Raw genomic sequence first — 15,380 nt, 5'->3', positions numbered from 1 at the left:
AATGACCCGGGCGCGCACAGCGCCCGGGCATAAACAAAAAAGCAGTACTTTTTTATTAGGGACAAGACATGGGAAAGAAGATGCCTTACTGGTGGCTCTCGTGCTGCCTGATATCTGTGCCCGCTATCGCGGCAAACCCTGCGGCGATGATTAATACCGGACAATTAAGCGAAACGCAGGAACTCCCCTCTTTAAATGGCCGCGTGGCGCCCGTAGCCAGCAAAGCCGCCCCCGGCACGCTACAGCTGGATGAAGCCGTAAACCGCGCCGTGACCTGGCATCCGGCCATCAGTGAAGCCGTCGGCAAACTTTATCAGCAGAGCGAAAATGTGGACGTCGCCAAATCGAAATATTATCCGCAAATTAACGCCGGCATGGATAACGGCTATAGCCACGACGGCGACGATAATGGCTTTACCCCCTCGCTGGTGCTTTCGCTTTCGCAAATGCTTTACGACTTCGGCAAAGTCGCAAGCCAGGTGCGCGCCGAAAACGCGGGCGTCGCCCAGCAGCAGGCCAACGTGCTGGTGAGCATCGACACTATCGCCCACGATACCGCCATCGCTATGGTGCAGGTGCAGACCTGGCAGCAGATGGTCGAGACCGCTAAAGAACAGCTGGACGCCCTGACCTCCATCGGCACACTGACGAAGCTGCGTAATGACGAAGGCGCCACGTCGCTCTCTGACGTGGTGCAGACCGATGCCCGTATCGAAGGCGCGCGAGCGCAGCTGATGCAGTATCAGGCCAGCCTCGACAGCTCACGCGCCACGCTGATGAGCATGCTGGGCTGGGACGGCCTGAACGCGGTCAGCAATGAATTTCCGCAAAGTCTGGCCCGCAGCTGCGATATTGCCGAGCCGGACGATCGCCTGGTACCCTCGGTTTTAGCGGCCTGGGCGCAGGCCAACGTCGCGCAGGCCAATCTCGACTATGCCAACGCGCAGATGACCCCTACCGTCTCGCTGGAGCCGGAAGTCCGCCACTATCTTAACGACCGCTACTCAGGCAACGAAACGCGGGACCGCACCCAGTACTCCGCGTGGGTAAAAGTGCAGATGCCGCTCTATCAGGGCGGCGGCCTCACCGCCCGGCGTAACGCCGCCGGACACGCGGTGTAATCGGCCCAGTCCACCATTCAGCGCACCCGTCTTGAGGTGCGGCAAAAACTGCTGGAAGCGCGCAGCCAGGTGATGAGCCTGATGAGCACGCTTCAGATCCAGGGCCGCCAGGAAGCGCTCAGCGCCCGTACCCGCGAGCTGTATCAGCAGCAGTATCTCGATCTTGGTTCCCGCCCGCTGCTCGACGTGCTCAACGCCGAGCAGGAGGTGTATCAGGCGCGCTTTACCCAGCAGCAAACCGCCGGACAGCTCCGCCAGCTTCAGCTGAACTGTCTCTACCAAACCGGGCGCATACGTCAGGCGTTCGATCTTGAAAACCGCACCATCCAGACCGTGGAGATCCAGCCATGAAGCAACGCGATATTCCGCAGGGTGAAAACATGACGGATGAGGCGCTGGAGCAGTGGGCGCAGGCGTTTGGCTATGTGGCGACGCGCTATCGCGTTGCCTGCTCGCCAGGCTCGCTGATCGCGGGCGCGCCGTGGCTGAAAGGCAAACCGATGGTGCCCGCGCTGACGCAGCTCGCCCGTGAAGCCGGGCTGACGTTCCAGCTGCTGACGGCCGATCAGCACGCCATCAACAGCTGGCGTCTGCCGGTGGTGGTAGAGCTAAACGACGGTAAAATCGGCGTGATCGACAATTTCGACGGCGAGGATACGCTTGAGGTCAGCTTTTTCGACGACAACACGCACACCAACCGCCTGTCGATGAGCGCGATGCTGCCTGCCATCCGCCACGTCATCGCCCTGCGTCCGCTGGCGGCGCTGAAGGACAGCCGCGTGGACGCCTATATCTCAAAATACCGCCCGGACTGGCTCTACCGGCTGGTGATGCGCGACCTTCGCCCTTACAGCTGGGTGATGCTGGCGGCGCTGTTTATCAACGTGCTCTCCCTCTCCGGCATTGTCTTTTCCATGCAGGTGTATGACCGGGTGATCCCCGCCCAGTCCTACCCGACGCTCTACGTACTGACCATTGGGGTACTGATCGCCACGCTGTTTGGTTTTGTGCTGCGCGTGGCGCGCGGGCACATTATGGATCTGCTGGGCAAACGCTCGGATATGCGCGTCTCGGATCGGGTCTTCGGCCACGCGCTGCGGCTACGCCACAGCGCCATTCCGCGCTCCACCGGCAGCTTTATCTCCCAGCTGCGCGAGCTGGAGCAGATCCGCGAGATGGTCACCTCCTCCACCATTTCCACCATCGTCGATCTGCCGTTCTTTATCCTGTTTGTGATTGTGCTGGCGATCATCGCCCCGCAGCTGGCGTGGATCGCCCCGGTGGCGGCGGTGATCATGGTCCTGCCTGGCCTGCTGCTGCAAAAGAAGCTGGCAGAGCTGGCGAAGCAGTCGGCGCATGAATCTACCCTGCGCAACGCGGTGCTGGTGGAGAGCGTACAGGGGCTGGAGGACATCAAGCTGATGCAGGCGGAGAACCGCTTTTTGCAGCAGTGGAACAGCTATATCCAGATCACCGCCGAATCCGGCTTGCGCACCCGCGAACTGACGCAGAACCTGATCAGCTGGGGGATGACCATTCAGAGCCTGGTCTATGCCGGGGTGATCGTGGTGGGCGCGCCGATGGTGATCGACGGCACCTTAACCACCGGCTCGGTGGTGGCCGCCTCGATGCTCGCCTCACGGATGATCGCCCCGATGGCGACGCTGTGCGGCGTGCTGGCCCGCTGGCAGCAGGTGAAGGCGGCCAAAGAGGGACTGGACAGCATTATGCAGCTGCCGACCGAGAACCAGCGCGAAGAGACGCCGATCCGCCAGGACGTGCTGCGCGGCCACTATCTTTTCGAGCAGGCGCAGTTCCGCTATCACCCGGAAGATCCCCGCATGGCGCTGCGCATTAACCACCTGGAGATCAAAGCGGGCGAAAAAGTGGCGATCCTCGGGCGCAACGGCGCGGGCAAATCAACCCTGTTGCAGGCGATGGCGGGCGGGATGGATCTGGCGGGCGGTGAACTGCGGCTCGACAACCTCAGCCTGCCGCATCTGGACGTGGCTGACGTGCGGAGAAACGTCGGCTTTATGACCCAAAACGCCCGGCTGTTTTACGGCACCCTGCGCGAGAACATCACGCTCGGCATGCCGCGCGCCACCGATGAAGAGATCTTCGAGGTGCTGGAGATGTGCGGCGCGGCCAGCTTTGTGCAGAAGCTGCCAAAGGGGCTGGATTACCCGATTATGGAGAACGGCGTCGGGCTGTCCGGCGGGCAGCGGCAGTCTATTCTGCTGGCGCGGATGCTGCTGCGCGACCCGAATATCGTGCTGATGGATGAACCGACCGCCTCCCTTGATGAACATACCGAGCGGGAATTTATTCAACGTCTCGGGGCGTGGCTCGGCAACCGCACGCTGGTTGTCGCGACCCACCGTGTGCCGGTACTGGAGCTGGTGGAGCGCGTGGTGGTACTCAAAGATGGCATGCTGGTGATGGACGCGCCAAAAGCGCAGGCGCTGAACAACAGCCGTATGCAGCAACAGCAGCAGGCAACCGGACGGGAGTGGAATAATGAAAATCAATCAGCGTGACGTTGCCGCAGTAGAAGATCTGGATAACGCGCTCGACTCCGAAAGCGGTTATACCGGTGCCCGGCGCATCGTTTTCTTCTCCCTGCTGATGTTTGTGGTGCTCGGCGTCTGGGCGTGGTTCGGGGTGCTGGATGAAGTCTCAACCGGCACCGGAAAAGTGATCCCCAGTTCACGCGAGCAGGTATTGCAGTCGCTGGATGGGGGGATCCTCACTGAGCTGAACGTACACGAAGGGGATCAGGTGCAGGCCGGACAGGTGCTGGCGCGGCTGGATCCTACCCGCTCGGAATCTAACGTCGGCGAAAGCGCGGCGCGTTACCGCGCGTCGCTGGCCTCCAGCGTGCGCCTGTACGCCGAGGTGAACGATCTCCCGCTGAAATTCCCGCCTTCCCTGGCGAAATGGACCGACCTGACCGCCGCAGAAACGCGGCTTTACAACTCTCGCCGCGCCCAGCTGGAGGATACGCAGCGTGAACTTCGCTCCGCGTTAGCGCTCGCCAATAAAGAACTGGCGATCACTCAACGGCTGGTGAAAACCGGTGCCGCCAGCCACGTGGAAGTGCTGCGCCTGCAACGGCAGAAAAGCGACCTGGAGCTGAAGCTCACCGACGTACGTTCCCAGTATTACGTGCAGGCCCGTGAAGCGCTGTCGAAGGCCAACGCCGAGGTGGATATGGTGTCAGCGATCCTGAAAGGCCGCGAGGATTCCGTTACCCGCCTGACGGTTAAGTCGCCGGTGCGCGGGATCGTGAAAAACATCAAGGTGACCACCATCGGCGGCGTCATACCGCCCAACGGCGAGTTAATGGAGATTGTGCCGGTGGACGATCACCTGCTGATTGAAACCCGCCTCTCGCCCCGGGATATCGCCTTTATCCATCCTAATCAGGAGGCGCTGGTGAAAATCACCGCCTACGATTACGCGATTTACGGCGGGCTGCACGGAGTGGTGGAGACCATTTCGCCGGACACCATTCAGGACGAAGCGAAGCCGGAGGTGTTCTACTACCGTGTATTCATTCGCACCAGCCAGGATTATCTGGTGAACAAGGCGGGCAGGCACTTTTCGATTGTGCCGGGGATGATTGCGACGGTGGATATTAAGACCGGGGAGAAAACGGTGCTGGATTATCTGATTAAGCCGTTTAACCGGGCGAAGGAGGCGCTGAGGGAGCGGTAGTCAAACGCCGGGTGGCGGCTTCGCCTTACCCGGCCTACACCGCTGTTCCGAGTGATGAGGATCCAACACACCTAACATGATCTCCATCACCAATCTGCTATAGTAGCCCAAATTCATTTTTCAGGAAGAAATCATGCGCCAACGAACCATTGTCTGCCCCATCATCCAGAATGACGGAGCCTACCTGCTATGTAAAATGGCCGACGATCGCGGTGTATTCCCCGGTCAGTGGGCACTCTGCGGTGGTGGAATGGAACCAGGCGAAACCATGGAACAGGCGCTGCGCCGTGAAGTCCGTGAGGAGCTGGGCGACGCGCTGGACATTATCGACGTCAAGCCCTGGGCTTTTCGCGATGACATCAGGGTCAAAACTTACGCCGAGGGTACCACCGAGGAAATTTATATGATTTATCTGATCTTCGACTGCATCAGCGCCAATCGGGATGTAACGTTTAACGACGAGTTTCAGGAGATCGCCTGGGTTTATCCGGAATCGTTAAAAGAGCTGGATTTCAACGAGGCCACGCGCATTACCTTTGCGCAAAAGGGCCTTCTTTAATCGCCCACTGCCCCGGCGTTTTACCGGTCCACGTTCTGAAAACTTCAATAAATGCGCTGACGCTGCTGTATCCGCACGAGAGCGCAATCCACCCCACCGGCTTCCCCGCCGCCAGCCACTCCATCGCCTGCATGACGCGCGCCAGCTGGCGCCAGTTGACGAAGTTCATCCCCGTCTCCGCGCTAAACCGCCGGTTGAATGTACGTACGCTCATCCCGGCACGGCTGGCATGGCTTTCCACCGTCTGATTATCATCGACGGATTGCAGCAGTTTCCTGACCACATTTTTCAGCCGGGGATCGGTCGGTACGGGCAGATAAAAGCGGACCTGAGACGCCAGAGCCAACTCCTCCAGCAGCAGGATGAGCTTTCGGGGATCGTATTCACTCCCGGCAACGCTTAAACGGGAAAACAGTGCATCGGTAAAATCGTCCGACTCGAAAAGCGTGGCCTCTTCCGGAAGCCCTTCACAATGGGCAGGGTCAAGATAGACAGCGCAACCTTCAATCGCACTTTCCGAAAAGGCAGCGTGCTGCTGACCAGGCGGGATCCAGCCGATATGTTTTGCGGGTACCACCGAACGCCCCAGCGGCGTCTCAATCACCAGCAGCCCCGCAGCAATGCGCCAGAGCTGGCCGGCATGATGGCTGTGCCACGGGGTGTGATAGCCGCCGGGATGAACAAGCCTCTCAGTTGTCAGCATGAATTTGACCGAAAATCGTTATTCTTCGACTTATTACAGAAACTACGCCTTATTCTGTCAAGGATAATAGCGGCTCAACATCACGAGGAGCTAACATGACCATCATTACATCCCTGATAAACCAGCCCGACAACACCGCGCAGCGCGAGCAAATGGCCTGTCTGTTAACCCGCTTATTCAATGGCAATGTAGATCCGGCAGAGGTGTTTACGCCCGATTACCAGCAGGTTACGGACGGTCACATGCTTGATTATCAGGGATTTATGAAACACCTGAACCATGTGCGTGCGCAGATCCGCGAGATTACGTTTACCGTGGAAGCGTTATGTTGCCATAACGAATGTATGGCAGACCGGCACAGAGTGGCCGTGACATATCCGGATGGTCGCCAGGCAGAATTAGAGGTGTATATGTTTGCCACGCTGCGCGAGGGGAAAATTTGTCGGATCCATGAAGTCACACAGGCGCCAGACGGCGATGCATTTGACCGCACCCTCGCCCACGCCACGCAATAACCTTACCCTACACGGGAACAGCGCATAACGGCATCTGCCATTATGCGCATCCGCCTACAGGGAAATTTTCAGACGTCGAACCGCTTCTTTAAGCTGCTCATCCGTTGGGGTAACGAAAGACATGCGCAGCGTGGTGTGGTCCGGCTCGTTGCAGTAGAAGAACTCACCCGGCACAAACACGACGCCGTTGCTCAACGTTTTTTCCAGCCATTTCGTCGTATTGATGCCGTTATTCATTTTCGCCCACAGGAACATGCCGCCCTTTGGCTTGTGGAACGACATCACATTGCCCAGCTCCGCTTCCAGTTCACTGGCAAAGGTCTGGTATTTCTGGCGATAGGCTTCGCGGATCATTTTAATCTGATTCGCCAGACGACCGGTTTTAAGATATTCGTACGTCATCAGCTGCGACAGCGTGCTGGTGTGCAGATCGGTGGTTTGCTTGAGGTTCACCACCGCACGCTTCAGCCACTCCGGCACCAGCACCCAGCCCACGCGGGTGCCCGGCGCGAGGATTTTAGAGAAGGTGGAGGTGTACACCACGTTATCCTCATTGCCGATATCTTTGGCATGAGCAATCAGCGGGCGGAACGCTTCCTCGGTATAGTTGATTTCGCTGTACGGATCGTCTTCGATAATCACGAAGTCATAGCGCTTCGATAATTCCACCAGCTGTTTACGCCGCGCCTCGGAGAGCGTCACGCCGCCCGGGTTACCAAAGGTTGGCACGATATAAACCGCTTTGATGGTTTTGGTTGCCACCAGCGCTTCAAGTTCATCTACTTTCATGCCGTCGCCGTCGGTGCCGACGGATTCAAAATTCGCCTGTGCCAGGCCAAAGACCTGCAACGCGGCGAGGTAGGTCGGACGCTCAACGACGACCGTATCGCCCGGGTTAATTAACGCACGCGCCAGCACGTCAAGCGACTGTTGAGAGCCGGATGTAATGACCACGTCATCGGCTTTACAGGCGATGCCGCGACCTTCACAGATGCGTTGGATCTCTTCGCGCAGCCCCGGGACGCCTTCCGTCAGGCCGTACTGGAACGCTTCGCCAAAATGCTGAGACAGCACGGCATCAGCGGCAATTTTTAAACCTTCATGATCGAACAGATCCGGGTTTGGAATACCGCCCCCCAGCGAAATCACGCCTGCCATTTTGCTATGTTTTAATAATTCACGGATGGCAGAGGATTGCAGGCCCTGCGCGCTGCTGGCGAGTTTGTTTGCAGACATTCTTTACTTACCTTCTTTTTTTATATTGTGCCCAATCTTAGCAGAATATGGGCAATAAATTCCGTTAGCTTAGGCAGCGGACGCAAATCCTGGCGCCACAATAAATGCACCGGCCTCGGCGCGGGCGTAAACGCTTCCAGAACCCGAACCAGCCTGCCGCTTGCCAGCTCTTCAGCCACCAGCACTTCCGGTTGCAGCAATAGTCCTGCCCCGGCTCGCGCCGCCATGCGTAAGCCGTAGCCGTCATTGCATCGTAAGACGGCATCACGCTTCCAGCGCACCTCGCCTTCCACACCGGGCAGCCGCCACTCGTTACGCGCCGTCCATACCGTGTGCGACAGACACAGGTGATCCACCAGATCGGCTGGCGTTTGCGGCGTACCGTGACGCGCCAGATATTCCGGCGCGGCGCAGATCGTCATGTTGTAGGGACACAGGTATTTCGCCACCAGATCCTCATTTCGGATCTCCCCGATGCGAATGGCCAGATCGACCCCTTCCTCCACCAGATCCACCATTCGGTTGGTGAGATCCAGTTCGATGCGCACTTGCGGGTAGCGCTGTAAAAACGTGGCCGTCAGAGGCGCGATAACGCAGCCGCCAAACGAGGTGGGTGCCGTCACGCGCAGGGTGCCGGCGGGCGTGGCTCGCAGACGTTCAACTGCGTTTTCAGCAATCGAGACCTGCTCCAGCACGCGCCTGGCCTCTTCGAAATAAACGCGTCCGGCGTCGGTCAGGCTCTGGCGACGGGTGTTGCGCTCCAGCAGCCGCGTGCCGAGCTGCGATTCCAGCAGCGCAATATACTTCCCGACCATCACCGCCGACATCTCCAGCCGGGCCGCCGCGCCGGTGAAGCTGCCGCTTTCCACCACCGCGATGAACGTCTCCATCCCGCGAAGCTTATCCATATTCCAAACCTCTGGTTAGTAATCTTCTAACGTTAGCCCAGTTTATCTGAGTTTTTATTTATTAAAGAATGAAGACTCACAACATAAGGAGTATGCTATGAAAATCGTCATTATTGGTGCCAGCGGTACGGTCGGTCGTGCAGTCACAGAAGAGTTAAGCCAACGCCACGAGACGATCCGCGTGGGTCGCACGCAGGGCGAGCATCAGGTGGATATCACCTCGCAGGCGAGCGTACAGGCGCTGTTCGAAAAGATCGGCCCGGTGGATGCGATTGTCTCCGCCAGCGGTGGGGTACACTTCGGCCCGCTCGCAACCATGACCGACGGCGAGTTCAACCGGGGCTTGCAGGATAAGCTACTGGGGCAGGTTCGTCTGGCGCTGACCGGCCAGCACTTCCTGAACGAAGGCGGCTCGATTACGCTGATAAGCGGGATTGTGGCGCACGAACCGATTGCTCAGGGCGTCAATGCCACCACCGTAAACGCGGCGCTGGAAGGGTTTGTGCGCGCCGCGGCCTGTGAACTGCCGCGCGGGATCCGCATTAACCTGATCAGCCCAACGGTGCTGACGGAATCCGTCGAAGCATATGATGGCTTCTTCCCGGGCTTTGAAAGCGTTCCCGCTGCGACCGTTGCGCAGGCCTACCGCCGCAGCGTGGAAGGGGTACAGAGCGGGCGGGTATATAAAGTCGGCTATTAAGCCTTACGGGCGGCGATCAGCACCAGCATCGGGCGTTCCGCCTCTTCGGCCAGCGCGGGCCAGGCGTCAACCTGCGCCTGCGTTGGTCCCCACTCATTGACTTCGCTTATCGTCAATCCGGCCTTGATCAACGCGTTAAGCGTGGTACCCAGCGTGCGGTGGTATTTGATTACCCCCTCTGCCAGCCAGTTGCTGACGCGCTTGCCTTCGTCCTGATAATGGTTCACGCCCCAGAACCGCTCACCGTTGTCGTCGGTGAGCCAGCCCTGACGGGTGGCGCAGGTATAAATCGGGTGCTCCATCGAGAAAACCAGGCTGCCGCCGGGTTTAAGCGCACGCTGCACCCTGGCGAATAACGCATCCAGTTCCGGCAGATAGTGCAGCGCCAGCGAGCTGTAGACCAGATCGAGACTGTTTTCGCGAAGCTGAAGAGATTCCAGATCGCTACGCTGATAGTGGATCTGCGTGTCATCCGTCAGTTCTGCCGCGCGGGCGAGCATCTTTTCAGAGATATCGACGCCCGTGACGTCGCAAGCGCCCAGCTCGCGCGCCACGCGGCAGAACCAGCCGTAGCCGCACCCAAGATCGATAACTGATGTGCCGGTTAAATCCGGCAGCATCGCCTTAAGCGCAGGCCACTCCGGCGCGCCGTCCAGCCCCTGAACCGAGCGCGGAAGCTGGGCATAGCCTTCAAAAAATGCCGGGTTGTCGTAGATGTTTTGTGCCATAACGGACTCCTTTATCGCAACAGTGGCGAGGGTAAAGCACCCCTCGCCCGTTGACAACGTATCCGTCTTATAAATCACAGCCTGCGCCGGATTTTCTCCACCATGGCTGTGGTTGAGATCCCGTAGCGGTCATGGAGGGTGGGCAACGCGCCCGCATCAAGGAACGCGTCCGGCAGCGCGACGGTATCGAAATCCACGTTCACGCGGTTGCGCATCAACAGCGACGCGACGGCTTCGCACAACCCGCCTACGCTGCTGTGGTTTTCCGCCACGATGACCAGCCGTCCCGGCTTCGCAGCCTGCGCCAGGATCGTCTCTTCGTCCAGCGGCTTAATGGTGGGCGAGTGCAGCACCGCCACGCTGACGTTATCCTTACGCAGCTGCTTCGCCGCCTCCAGCGCACGCATGGTCATCAGGCCTGAGGCGACGATCAGGACATCGTTCCCCTCTTCCAGCAGCGCAGCTTTGCCAATCTTAAACTGGTAGTTGTACTGGTCCAGCACCACCGGCACCTTGCCGCGCAGCAGGCGCATATAGACAGGGCCATCGTGCGCTGCCATCGCCGGCACCGCCTGTTCGGTGTCGATTGCGTCACAGGGATCGATAATCGTCATGCCCGGAATACCGCGCATAATCGCAATATCTTCCGTCGCCTGGTGGCTCGGCCCGTAACCGGTGGTTAGCCCCGGCAGCGCCGCGCAGATCTTCACGTTCAGGTGCTCTTCAGCAATCACCTGATGGATAAAATCGTAGGCGCGGCGGGTGGCGAAGACGGCATAGGTGGTGGCGAAAGGAATAAAACCCTCTTTCGCCATGCCGCCCGCGGCCCCCATTAACAACTGCTCGGCCATGCCCATCTGAAAGAAGCGTTCCGGGTAGGCCTGAGCGAAAATATGCAGATCGGTGTACTTCGACAGATCCGCAGTCATGCCTACGACCTCCGGTCGCTGTTCCGCCAGCTTCACCAGCGCGTGGCCGAACGGTGCGGCTCGCGTCTCCTGGCCCTCTTCCGCGATAGAGGCAATCATCGCCGACGTGGTTAAACGCGGTTTTTTCTCCGTGGTCTGGCTCATTACAGCACTCCTTCAGGTTTGTTGGCATCCAGCACAGCGAGTGCCTTTTGCCACTCGTCAGCATCCACGCGAATAAAATGGTTCTTGTCACGCTTTTCAAGGAACGGCACGCCCTTGCCCATCAGCGTGTCGCACAAAATGACGCGCGGCTGGTTTTCCGGGTAGCGTTTGGCGTTATCAAACGCCGTTACCAGTGAAGGGACATCGTTGCCGTTGACGCGCTGCACGTACCAGCCGAAGGAGGTCCATTTATCTTCCAGCGGCTCAAAGCCGAGGATCGCGTGCGAGTTGCCATCCGCCTGCTGGCGGTTAATGTCCACCAGCACGATCAGGTTCGACAGGCCGTGATGTGCCGCCGACATCGCAGCTTCCCAGGTTGACCCTTCGTCCAGCTCGCCGTCCGACATGGAGTTAACGACCCATGCCGCGCTCTGCTTGCGCTTCAGCCCCAGCGCCATGCCAACGCCAATGCTTAAGCCCTGCCCCAGCGAACCGCCGGAGATCTCCATGCCCGGCGTGTAGGTTGCCATGCCGGACATCGGCAGGCGGCTGTCGTCCGCGCCGTAGGTCTCCAGCTCCTCTTCAGGAACGATCCCCGCTTCAATCAGGGCGGCGTAACAGGCAATGGCGTAGTGGCCGTGAGAGAGCAAAAAACGGTCACGCCCCTCCCACTCCGGCTCGCCCGGCTTAAGGTTCATCCCGTGGGCAAACGCGGTGGCCAGCACATCGGCATAGCCCAGCGCCTGCCCGATGTAGCCCTGCCCCTGCACTTCGCCCATGCGCAGCGCGTAGCGGCGAATGCGCCAGGCCGCGGCGGCAACCTGTTGAACTGTGGTATCCGTCATCGTCGTATCTCCTTAATGGATCAGCATCCCGCCGTTCACGTCGAGCGTGATACCGGTGGAGTAAGAAGAGAGGTCGCTGCCGAGGAACAGCGCGGCGCGGGCAATATCCTGCGCGTCTCCGAGGCGGTTAAGCGGAATGCCCGCCAGAATGGACGTTTTCATCTCATCGCTCAGCTTGCCTGCGGTAATGTCCGTCTGGATAAGACCCGGCGTGATGCAGTTTACGCGCACATTGTCGGGCCCCAGCTCACGCGCCATGGCTTTTGCCAGCCCCAGCACACCCGCTTTTGCAGCGCTGTAGTGTGGGCCGCCAAAGATGCCGCCGCCGCGCTGGGCCGATACCGATGAAATGCAGACGATGCTGCCCGACTTTTGCGCGCGCATAGTGGGAATAACCGCCTGGGACATTAGCAGCGTGCCGCGCAGGCTGACGTCAAGCACCGCATCGTAATTTTCGCGTTTGATATCCATCAGCTTGATCGGCTGAGTTATGCCGGCGTTATTCACCAGAATATCGATGCGCCCGTATTTCCCCAGCACCTGCTCAATGGCGGCATTAACCTGTAATTCATTGCTGACGTTCGCCGCAAGGCCCAGATGTTCGTCGCCCAGGCTCGCGGCGGCAGCCCGGCTGGCTTCAGCGTTTAAATCGATAATCACCACTTTCGCACCCTGTTCAGCATATAATTTCGCCGTAGCGAAACCCAAACCGCGTACGGAAGCCGCGCCGGTAATAACGGCGACTTTATTTTTCAGTAGCATACATTTACTCCATTCGGACAAGAGAGATTTAATGTTTTATTTCGGTTCTTCCAGCAGCATAATCATAATTAAGCCAATGGCTGCGCAAATACCGAAATAAATAAACACGGAATTAAAACTACCTGTTTTATCCAGCAGATAACCTGCCAGCATCGGGGAAACAAATCCGCCGAGATTACCGCCGCTATTGATAATGGACGCGGCAATCGGATAGGTTTTACTGTCCGCAACAGCCATTCCATAAGCCGTAAAAGCGGGCCAGCCGATATTCAGACAGAGGCCGACAAAAAATAACCCGACGCAAACCGCGACGGTGCTTTGCGGAATATTCAGCATAATAACCATCATTAAAACGGTGCTGATGGCGGTAAACATCATGGTCGGTTTACGTCGGCGGCCGAGCAGTTTGTCGGAGACGTAGCCGCCAAAAATCGCACCGATAAATCCACCGATGCACGGCATGCTGGCGACCAGCCCCATGCTCATAAACGTAAAGCCTTTCTCTTTCACCAGATAGAGCGGGATCCACGTCAACAGTCCGTACAGCACGCTGACCATCATAAAATAGGCCAGGCAGTCGCCGAGAATATTCTTCGAGGTAAACAGCCCTTTCACCGTGCTTACCGGGGCTAATTCCCGCACGCGGATCAGCCGATCGAGGCGTGCAAAGCCTGGTGAAATCACGATATTTTCCTGTCTGGCGTCCGGGGTCTCCTGACCGGCGGTAATGGTCTCCAGCTCTGCTTTCGAGACGAATGCGCTCTCGGACGGCCTGGTGCGTACCAGCAGATACCACAGGACGGCAATGACCAGACCGGGGATCGCAAAGGAGAAGAAGACCCAGCGCCAGCCCCAGGTCATGGCGATCCACACTGCCAGCGGCGGCACGAGGATGGGCGCGAACATGGTGGCGGCGATGTAGACGCCCGTGGCAGTGGCCTTCTCCTTTGGCGGAAACCAGTTATTGATGGTGGAGGCCAGCCCGACCGGGCACGGCCCCTCTGTTAACCCCAGCCCCAGGCGGATACACTTCAGGCCCAGAACCGAGGTTGCGGTGCCCATCAGCCAGGTAAAGGCAGAGAAGCCGAATATCGACAGTGCCACCATGCCGCGAATTCCCTTTTTGGCAATAAAAAAGCCCGCAGGAATTTGGCTCAGGGCGTATCCCAAAAAAAACATGCTGGCGATGGCACCGGCTTCGAAATTATTGATATGAAATTCGTCAATGATAAACGGCAGTACTGCACCAATATTTGTTCGGTCAGCATAGTTAATGGCATAAACAATAAAAATTAATGCCAGCACAACGAAACGGTAATTGGTTTTTTTAGTCTTTATGTAGGGGACAGCTTGTTCTATACGAGACATAACTTACCTCATTATTCGAACACCGTGAGTCGTTTTATTATTGCGTTCAACGTCAATATATCGGCTCACCCATGAAACGCCATTCAATAAAGCTCATTTATTGCTGAGATAAATTTGATTCGCGATACAGCTCAAAAAAATAACATCGGGATAAAATTGCCCGCTCGCAGTCTCAATGTTATGTTTTTTATCAATTATCGTGTAAGGAGTAGGCCATGTCCGCGCAGGATCGCCAGACGTTATCGCTGCCCTCGCTCAGAAATTTGCAGGCGTTTATCGCCGTTGCTAACGCCCTGAGCATCCATCAGGCGGCGGAACAGCTCAACGTCACGCCTTCGGCGGTAAGCCACCAGATCGCGTCGCTGGAATCGTGGCTGGGCAAGAAATTATTTATCCGCAGCGGCAAAGGGGTTCAACTCACCCCGACGGGAGAAAAATATCTGCGGGAGGTCTCGGCGGCGATGAGCGCCATCGGGCGCGCCACCGATCAAATCGTGAAAGAAAAAGACAATGCTGTGCTTCGCGTGCACTCTTCCCCCACCTTCGGGCTGTCCTGGCTGTTGCGCCGTCTGGGCAGATTCCGCGCCGAATATCCTGATATCACCATCAATCTCACCTGCTCCTATGAGAACCTACAGTTCGCCAGAGATAATATCGACATTGATATCCGTCACGGTATTCCGGACTGGGACGCCTACCGGGTGATGACCATTAAAAACGACACGCTGGTGGTATTGGCCTCGCCGGACTATGCAGAAGAGCATCCCATCAGCACGCCCGCCGATCTGCTGCAACAATCGCTTATCTCGTCCACCAGCACTCTGGTGAACTGGGAGAAATGGTTCGCCTGGCACAATATCGACAGGCCCTGGCTTAATTTCAGCCTCAGCTTCGACCGCTCCTACATGAGCTTTGAAGCGGCGCGCATGGGGCTTGGGTTTATTCTGGAGAGCAAAATGATGGCTACCGATCACCTGAAGGATGGCTCGCTGGTGCAGGTGCTGCCTGATGAAATGGGTATCGCCATCAACGCGCACCATCTGGTGATGCCGCACATGAACGAACGCGCGTGGAAGATCCAGCAGTTCGTCGAGTGGATTGACCGTGAGTTGCGATTGTCGGGGTATCACCTGTAGCGATAC

Annotated in this window: 14 protein-coding genes and 1 pseudogene; 7 read left to right on the top strand and 8 right to left on the bottom strand. The window is 58.0% G+C overall.

Annotation, left to right across the window (positions count from 1 at the left end; all coding sequences use genetic code 11):
* Positions 1-68: 68 nt before the first annotated feature.
* The 4 genes and pseudogenes from CKK19_RS21015 (at position 69) to nudI (ending at position 5,400) form a co-directional block, all read left to right on the top strand.
* Positions 69-1,472: pseudogene (locus CKK19_RS21015) on the top strand (TolC family outer membrane protein).
* Positions 1,469-3,661, top strand: a complete 2,193-nt coding sequence (locus CKK19_RS21010; RefSeq protein WP_063853159.1) for a type I secretion system permease/ATPase — start codon at positions 1,469-1,471, stop codon at positions 3,659-3,661. Before CKK19_RS21015 ends, CKK19_RS21010 begins: the two are co-directional and overlap by 4 nt.
* Positions 3,642-4,841: an HlyD family efflux transporter periplasmic adaptor subunit gene (locus CKK19_RS21005; protein WP_022649110.1), complete on the top strand. Its 1,200-nt coding sequence runs from the start codon at positions 3,642-3,644 to the stop codon at positions 4,839-4,841. Before CKK19_RS21010 ends, CKK19_RS21005 begins: the two co-directional genes overlap by 20 nt.
* 133 nt (positions 4,842-4,974) lie before the next feature.
* Positions 4,975-5,400 (top strand): nucleoside triphosphatase NudI, encoded by a 426-nt coding sequence (nudI, locus tag CKK19_RS21000; protein ID WP_063853160.1) that lies wholly within the window; start codon positions 4,975-4,977, stop codon positions 5,398-5,400.
* Here nudI and CKK19_RS20995 read toward each other — a convergent pair.
* The gene (locus tag CKK19_RS20995; protein WP_032625901.1) at positions 5,372-6,103 is read right to left on the bottom strand and encodes a helix-turn-helix domain-containing protein; all 732 of its coding nucleotides are present in this window, start codon (positions 6,101-6,103) and stop codon (positions 5,372-5,374) included. The two genes, nudI and CKK19_RS20995, sit on opposite strands and share 29 nt — an antisense overlap.
* A gap of 95 nt (positions 6,104-6,198) precedes the next feature.
* Here CKK19_RS20995 and CKK19_RS20990 point away from each other — a divergent pair, with 95 nt between their 5' ends.
* Positions 6,199-6,618 carry a nuclear transport factor 2 family protein gene (locus CKK19_RS20990; RefSeq protein WP_063853161.1) on the top strand — a complete coding sequence of 140 codons (420 nt, stop codon included), beginning with the start codon at positions 6,199-6,201 and terminating at the stop codon, positions 6,616-6,618.
* A gap of 54 nt (positions 6,619-6,672) precedes the next feature.
* On the opposite strand, the gene CKK19_RS20985 is transcribed toward CKK19_RS20990, so the two are convergent.
* Both CKK19_RS20985 and CKK19_RS20980 read right to left on the bottom strand, forming a co-directional pair.
* On the bottom strand, positions 6,673-7,854 hold the full coding sequence (locus CKK19_RS20985) for a PLP-dependent aminotransferase family protein (protein ID WP_063853162.1): 1,182 nt from the start codon (positions 7,852-7,854) through the stop codon (positions 6,673-6,675).
* Between the two features lie 20 nt (positions 7,855-7,874).
* The gene (locus tag CKK19_RS20980; RefSeq protein ID WP_045308444.1) at positions 7,875-8,762 is read right to left on the bottom strand and encodes a LysR substrate-binding domain-containing protein; all 888 of its coding nucleotides are present in this window, start codon (positions 8,760-8,762) and stop codon (positions 7,875-7,877) included.
* Between the two features lie 97 nt (positions 8,763-8,859).
* Between CKK19_RS20980 and CKK19_RS20975 the strand changes: the two genes are divergently transcribed.
* Complete coding sequence (locus CKK19_RS20975; RefSeq protein ID WP_023298436.1) at positions 8,860-9,462, top strand: short chain dehydrogenase; 603 nt, start codon at positions 8,860-8,862, stop codon at positions 9,460-9,462.
* Here CKK19_RS20975 and CKK19_RS20970 read toward each other — a convergent pair.
* The 5 genes from CKK19_RS20970 to CKK19_RS20950 form a co-directional block, all read right to left on the bottom strand.
* Positions 9,459-10,190, bottom strand: a complete 732-nt coding sequence (locus CKK19_RS20970; RefSeq protein WP_023298437.1) for a class I SAM-dependent methyltransferase — start codon at positions 10,188-10,190, stop codon at positions 9,459-9,461. The two genes, CKK19_RS20975 and CKK19_RS20970, sit on opposite strands and share 4 nt — an antisense overlap.
* Positions 10,191-10,264: 74 nt before the next feature.
* Complete coding sequence (locus tag CKK19_RS20965; protein WP_022651706.1) at positions 10,265-11,263, bottom strand: transketolase family protein; 999 nt, start codon at positions 11,261-11,263, stop codon at positions 10,265-10,267.
* Positions 11,263-12,108 carry a transketolase gene (locus CKK19_RS20960; protein ID WP_022651707.1) on the bottom strand — a complete coding sequence of 282 codons (846 nt, stop codon included), beginning with the start codon at positions 12,106-12,108 and terminating at the stop codon, positions 11,263-11,265. Before CKK19_RS20960 ends, CKK19_RS20965 begins: the two co-directional genes overlap by 1 nt.
* A gap of 12 nt (positions 12,109-12,120) precedes the next feature.
* Positions 12,121-12,870 carry an SDR family NAD(P)-dependent oxidoreductase gene (locus CKK19_RS20955; RefSeq protein ID WP_003862216.1) on the bottom strand — a complete coding sequence of 250 codons (750 nt, stop codon included), beginning with the start codon at positions 12,868-12,870 and terminating at the stop codon, positions 12,121-12,123.
* Between the two features lie 36 nt (positions 12,871-12,906).
* A complete protein-coding gene (locus CKK19_RS20950) occupies positions 12,907-14,238 on the bottom strand; it encodes an MFS transporter (RefSeq protein ID WP_063853163.1) in 1,332 nt (443 codons plus the stop codon).
* Between the two features lie 215 nt (positions 14,239-14,453).
* On the opposite strand from CKK19_RS20950, the gene CKK19_RS20945 reads away from it, so the two are divergent.
* Positions 14,454-15,374: a LysR substrate-binding domain-containing protein gene (locus CKK19_RS20945; protein WP_023323646.1), complete on the top strand. Its 921-nt coding sequence runs from the start codon at positions 14,454-14,456 to the stop codon at positions 15,372-15,374.
* Positions 15,375-15,380 lie beyond the last annotated feature (6 nt).

The organism is Enterobacter sp. CCUG 70166 (assembly GCF_020224095.1).
Lineage (GTDB): Bacteria > Pseudomonadota > Gammaproteobacteria > Enterobacterales > Enterobacteriaceae > Enterobacter > Enterobacter intestinihominis.
The sequence above is the reverse complement of the archived record's forward strand: the minus strand, read 5'-3'. Positions and strand labels throughout refer to the sequence as shown.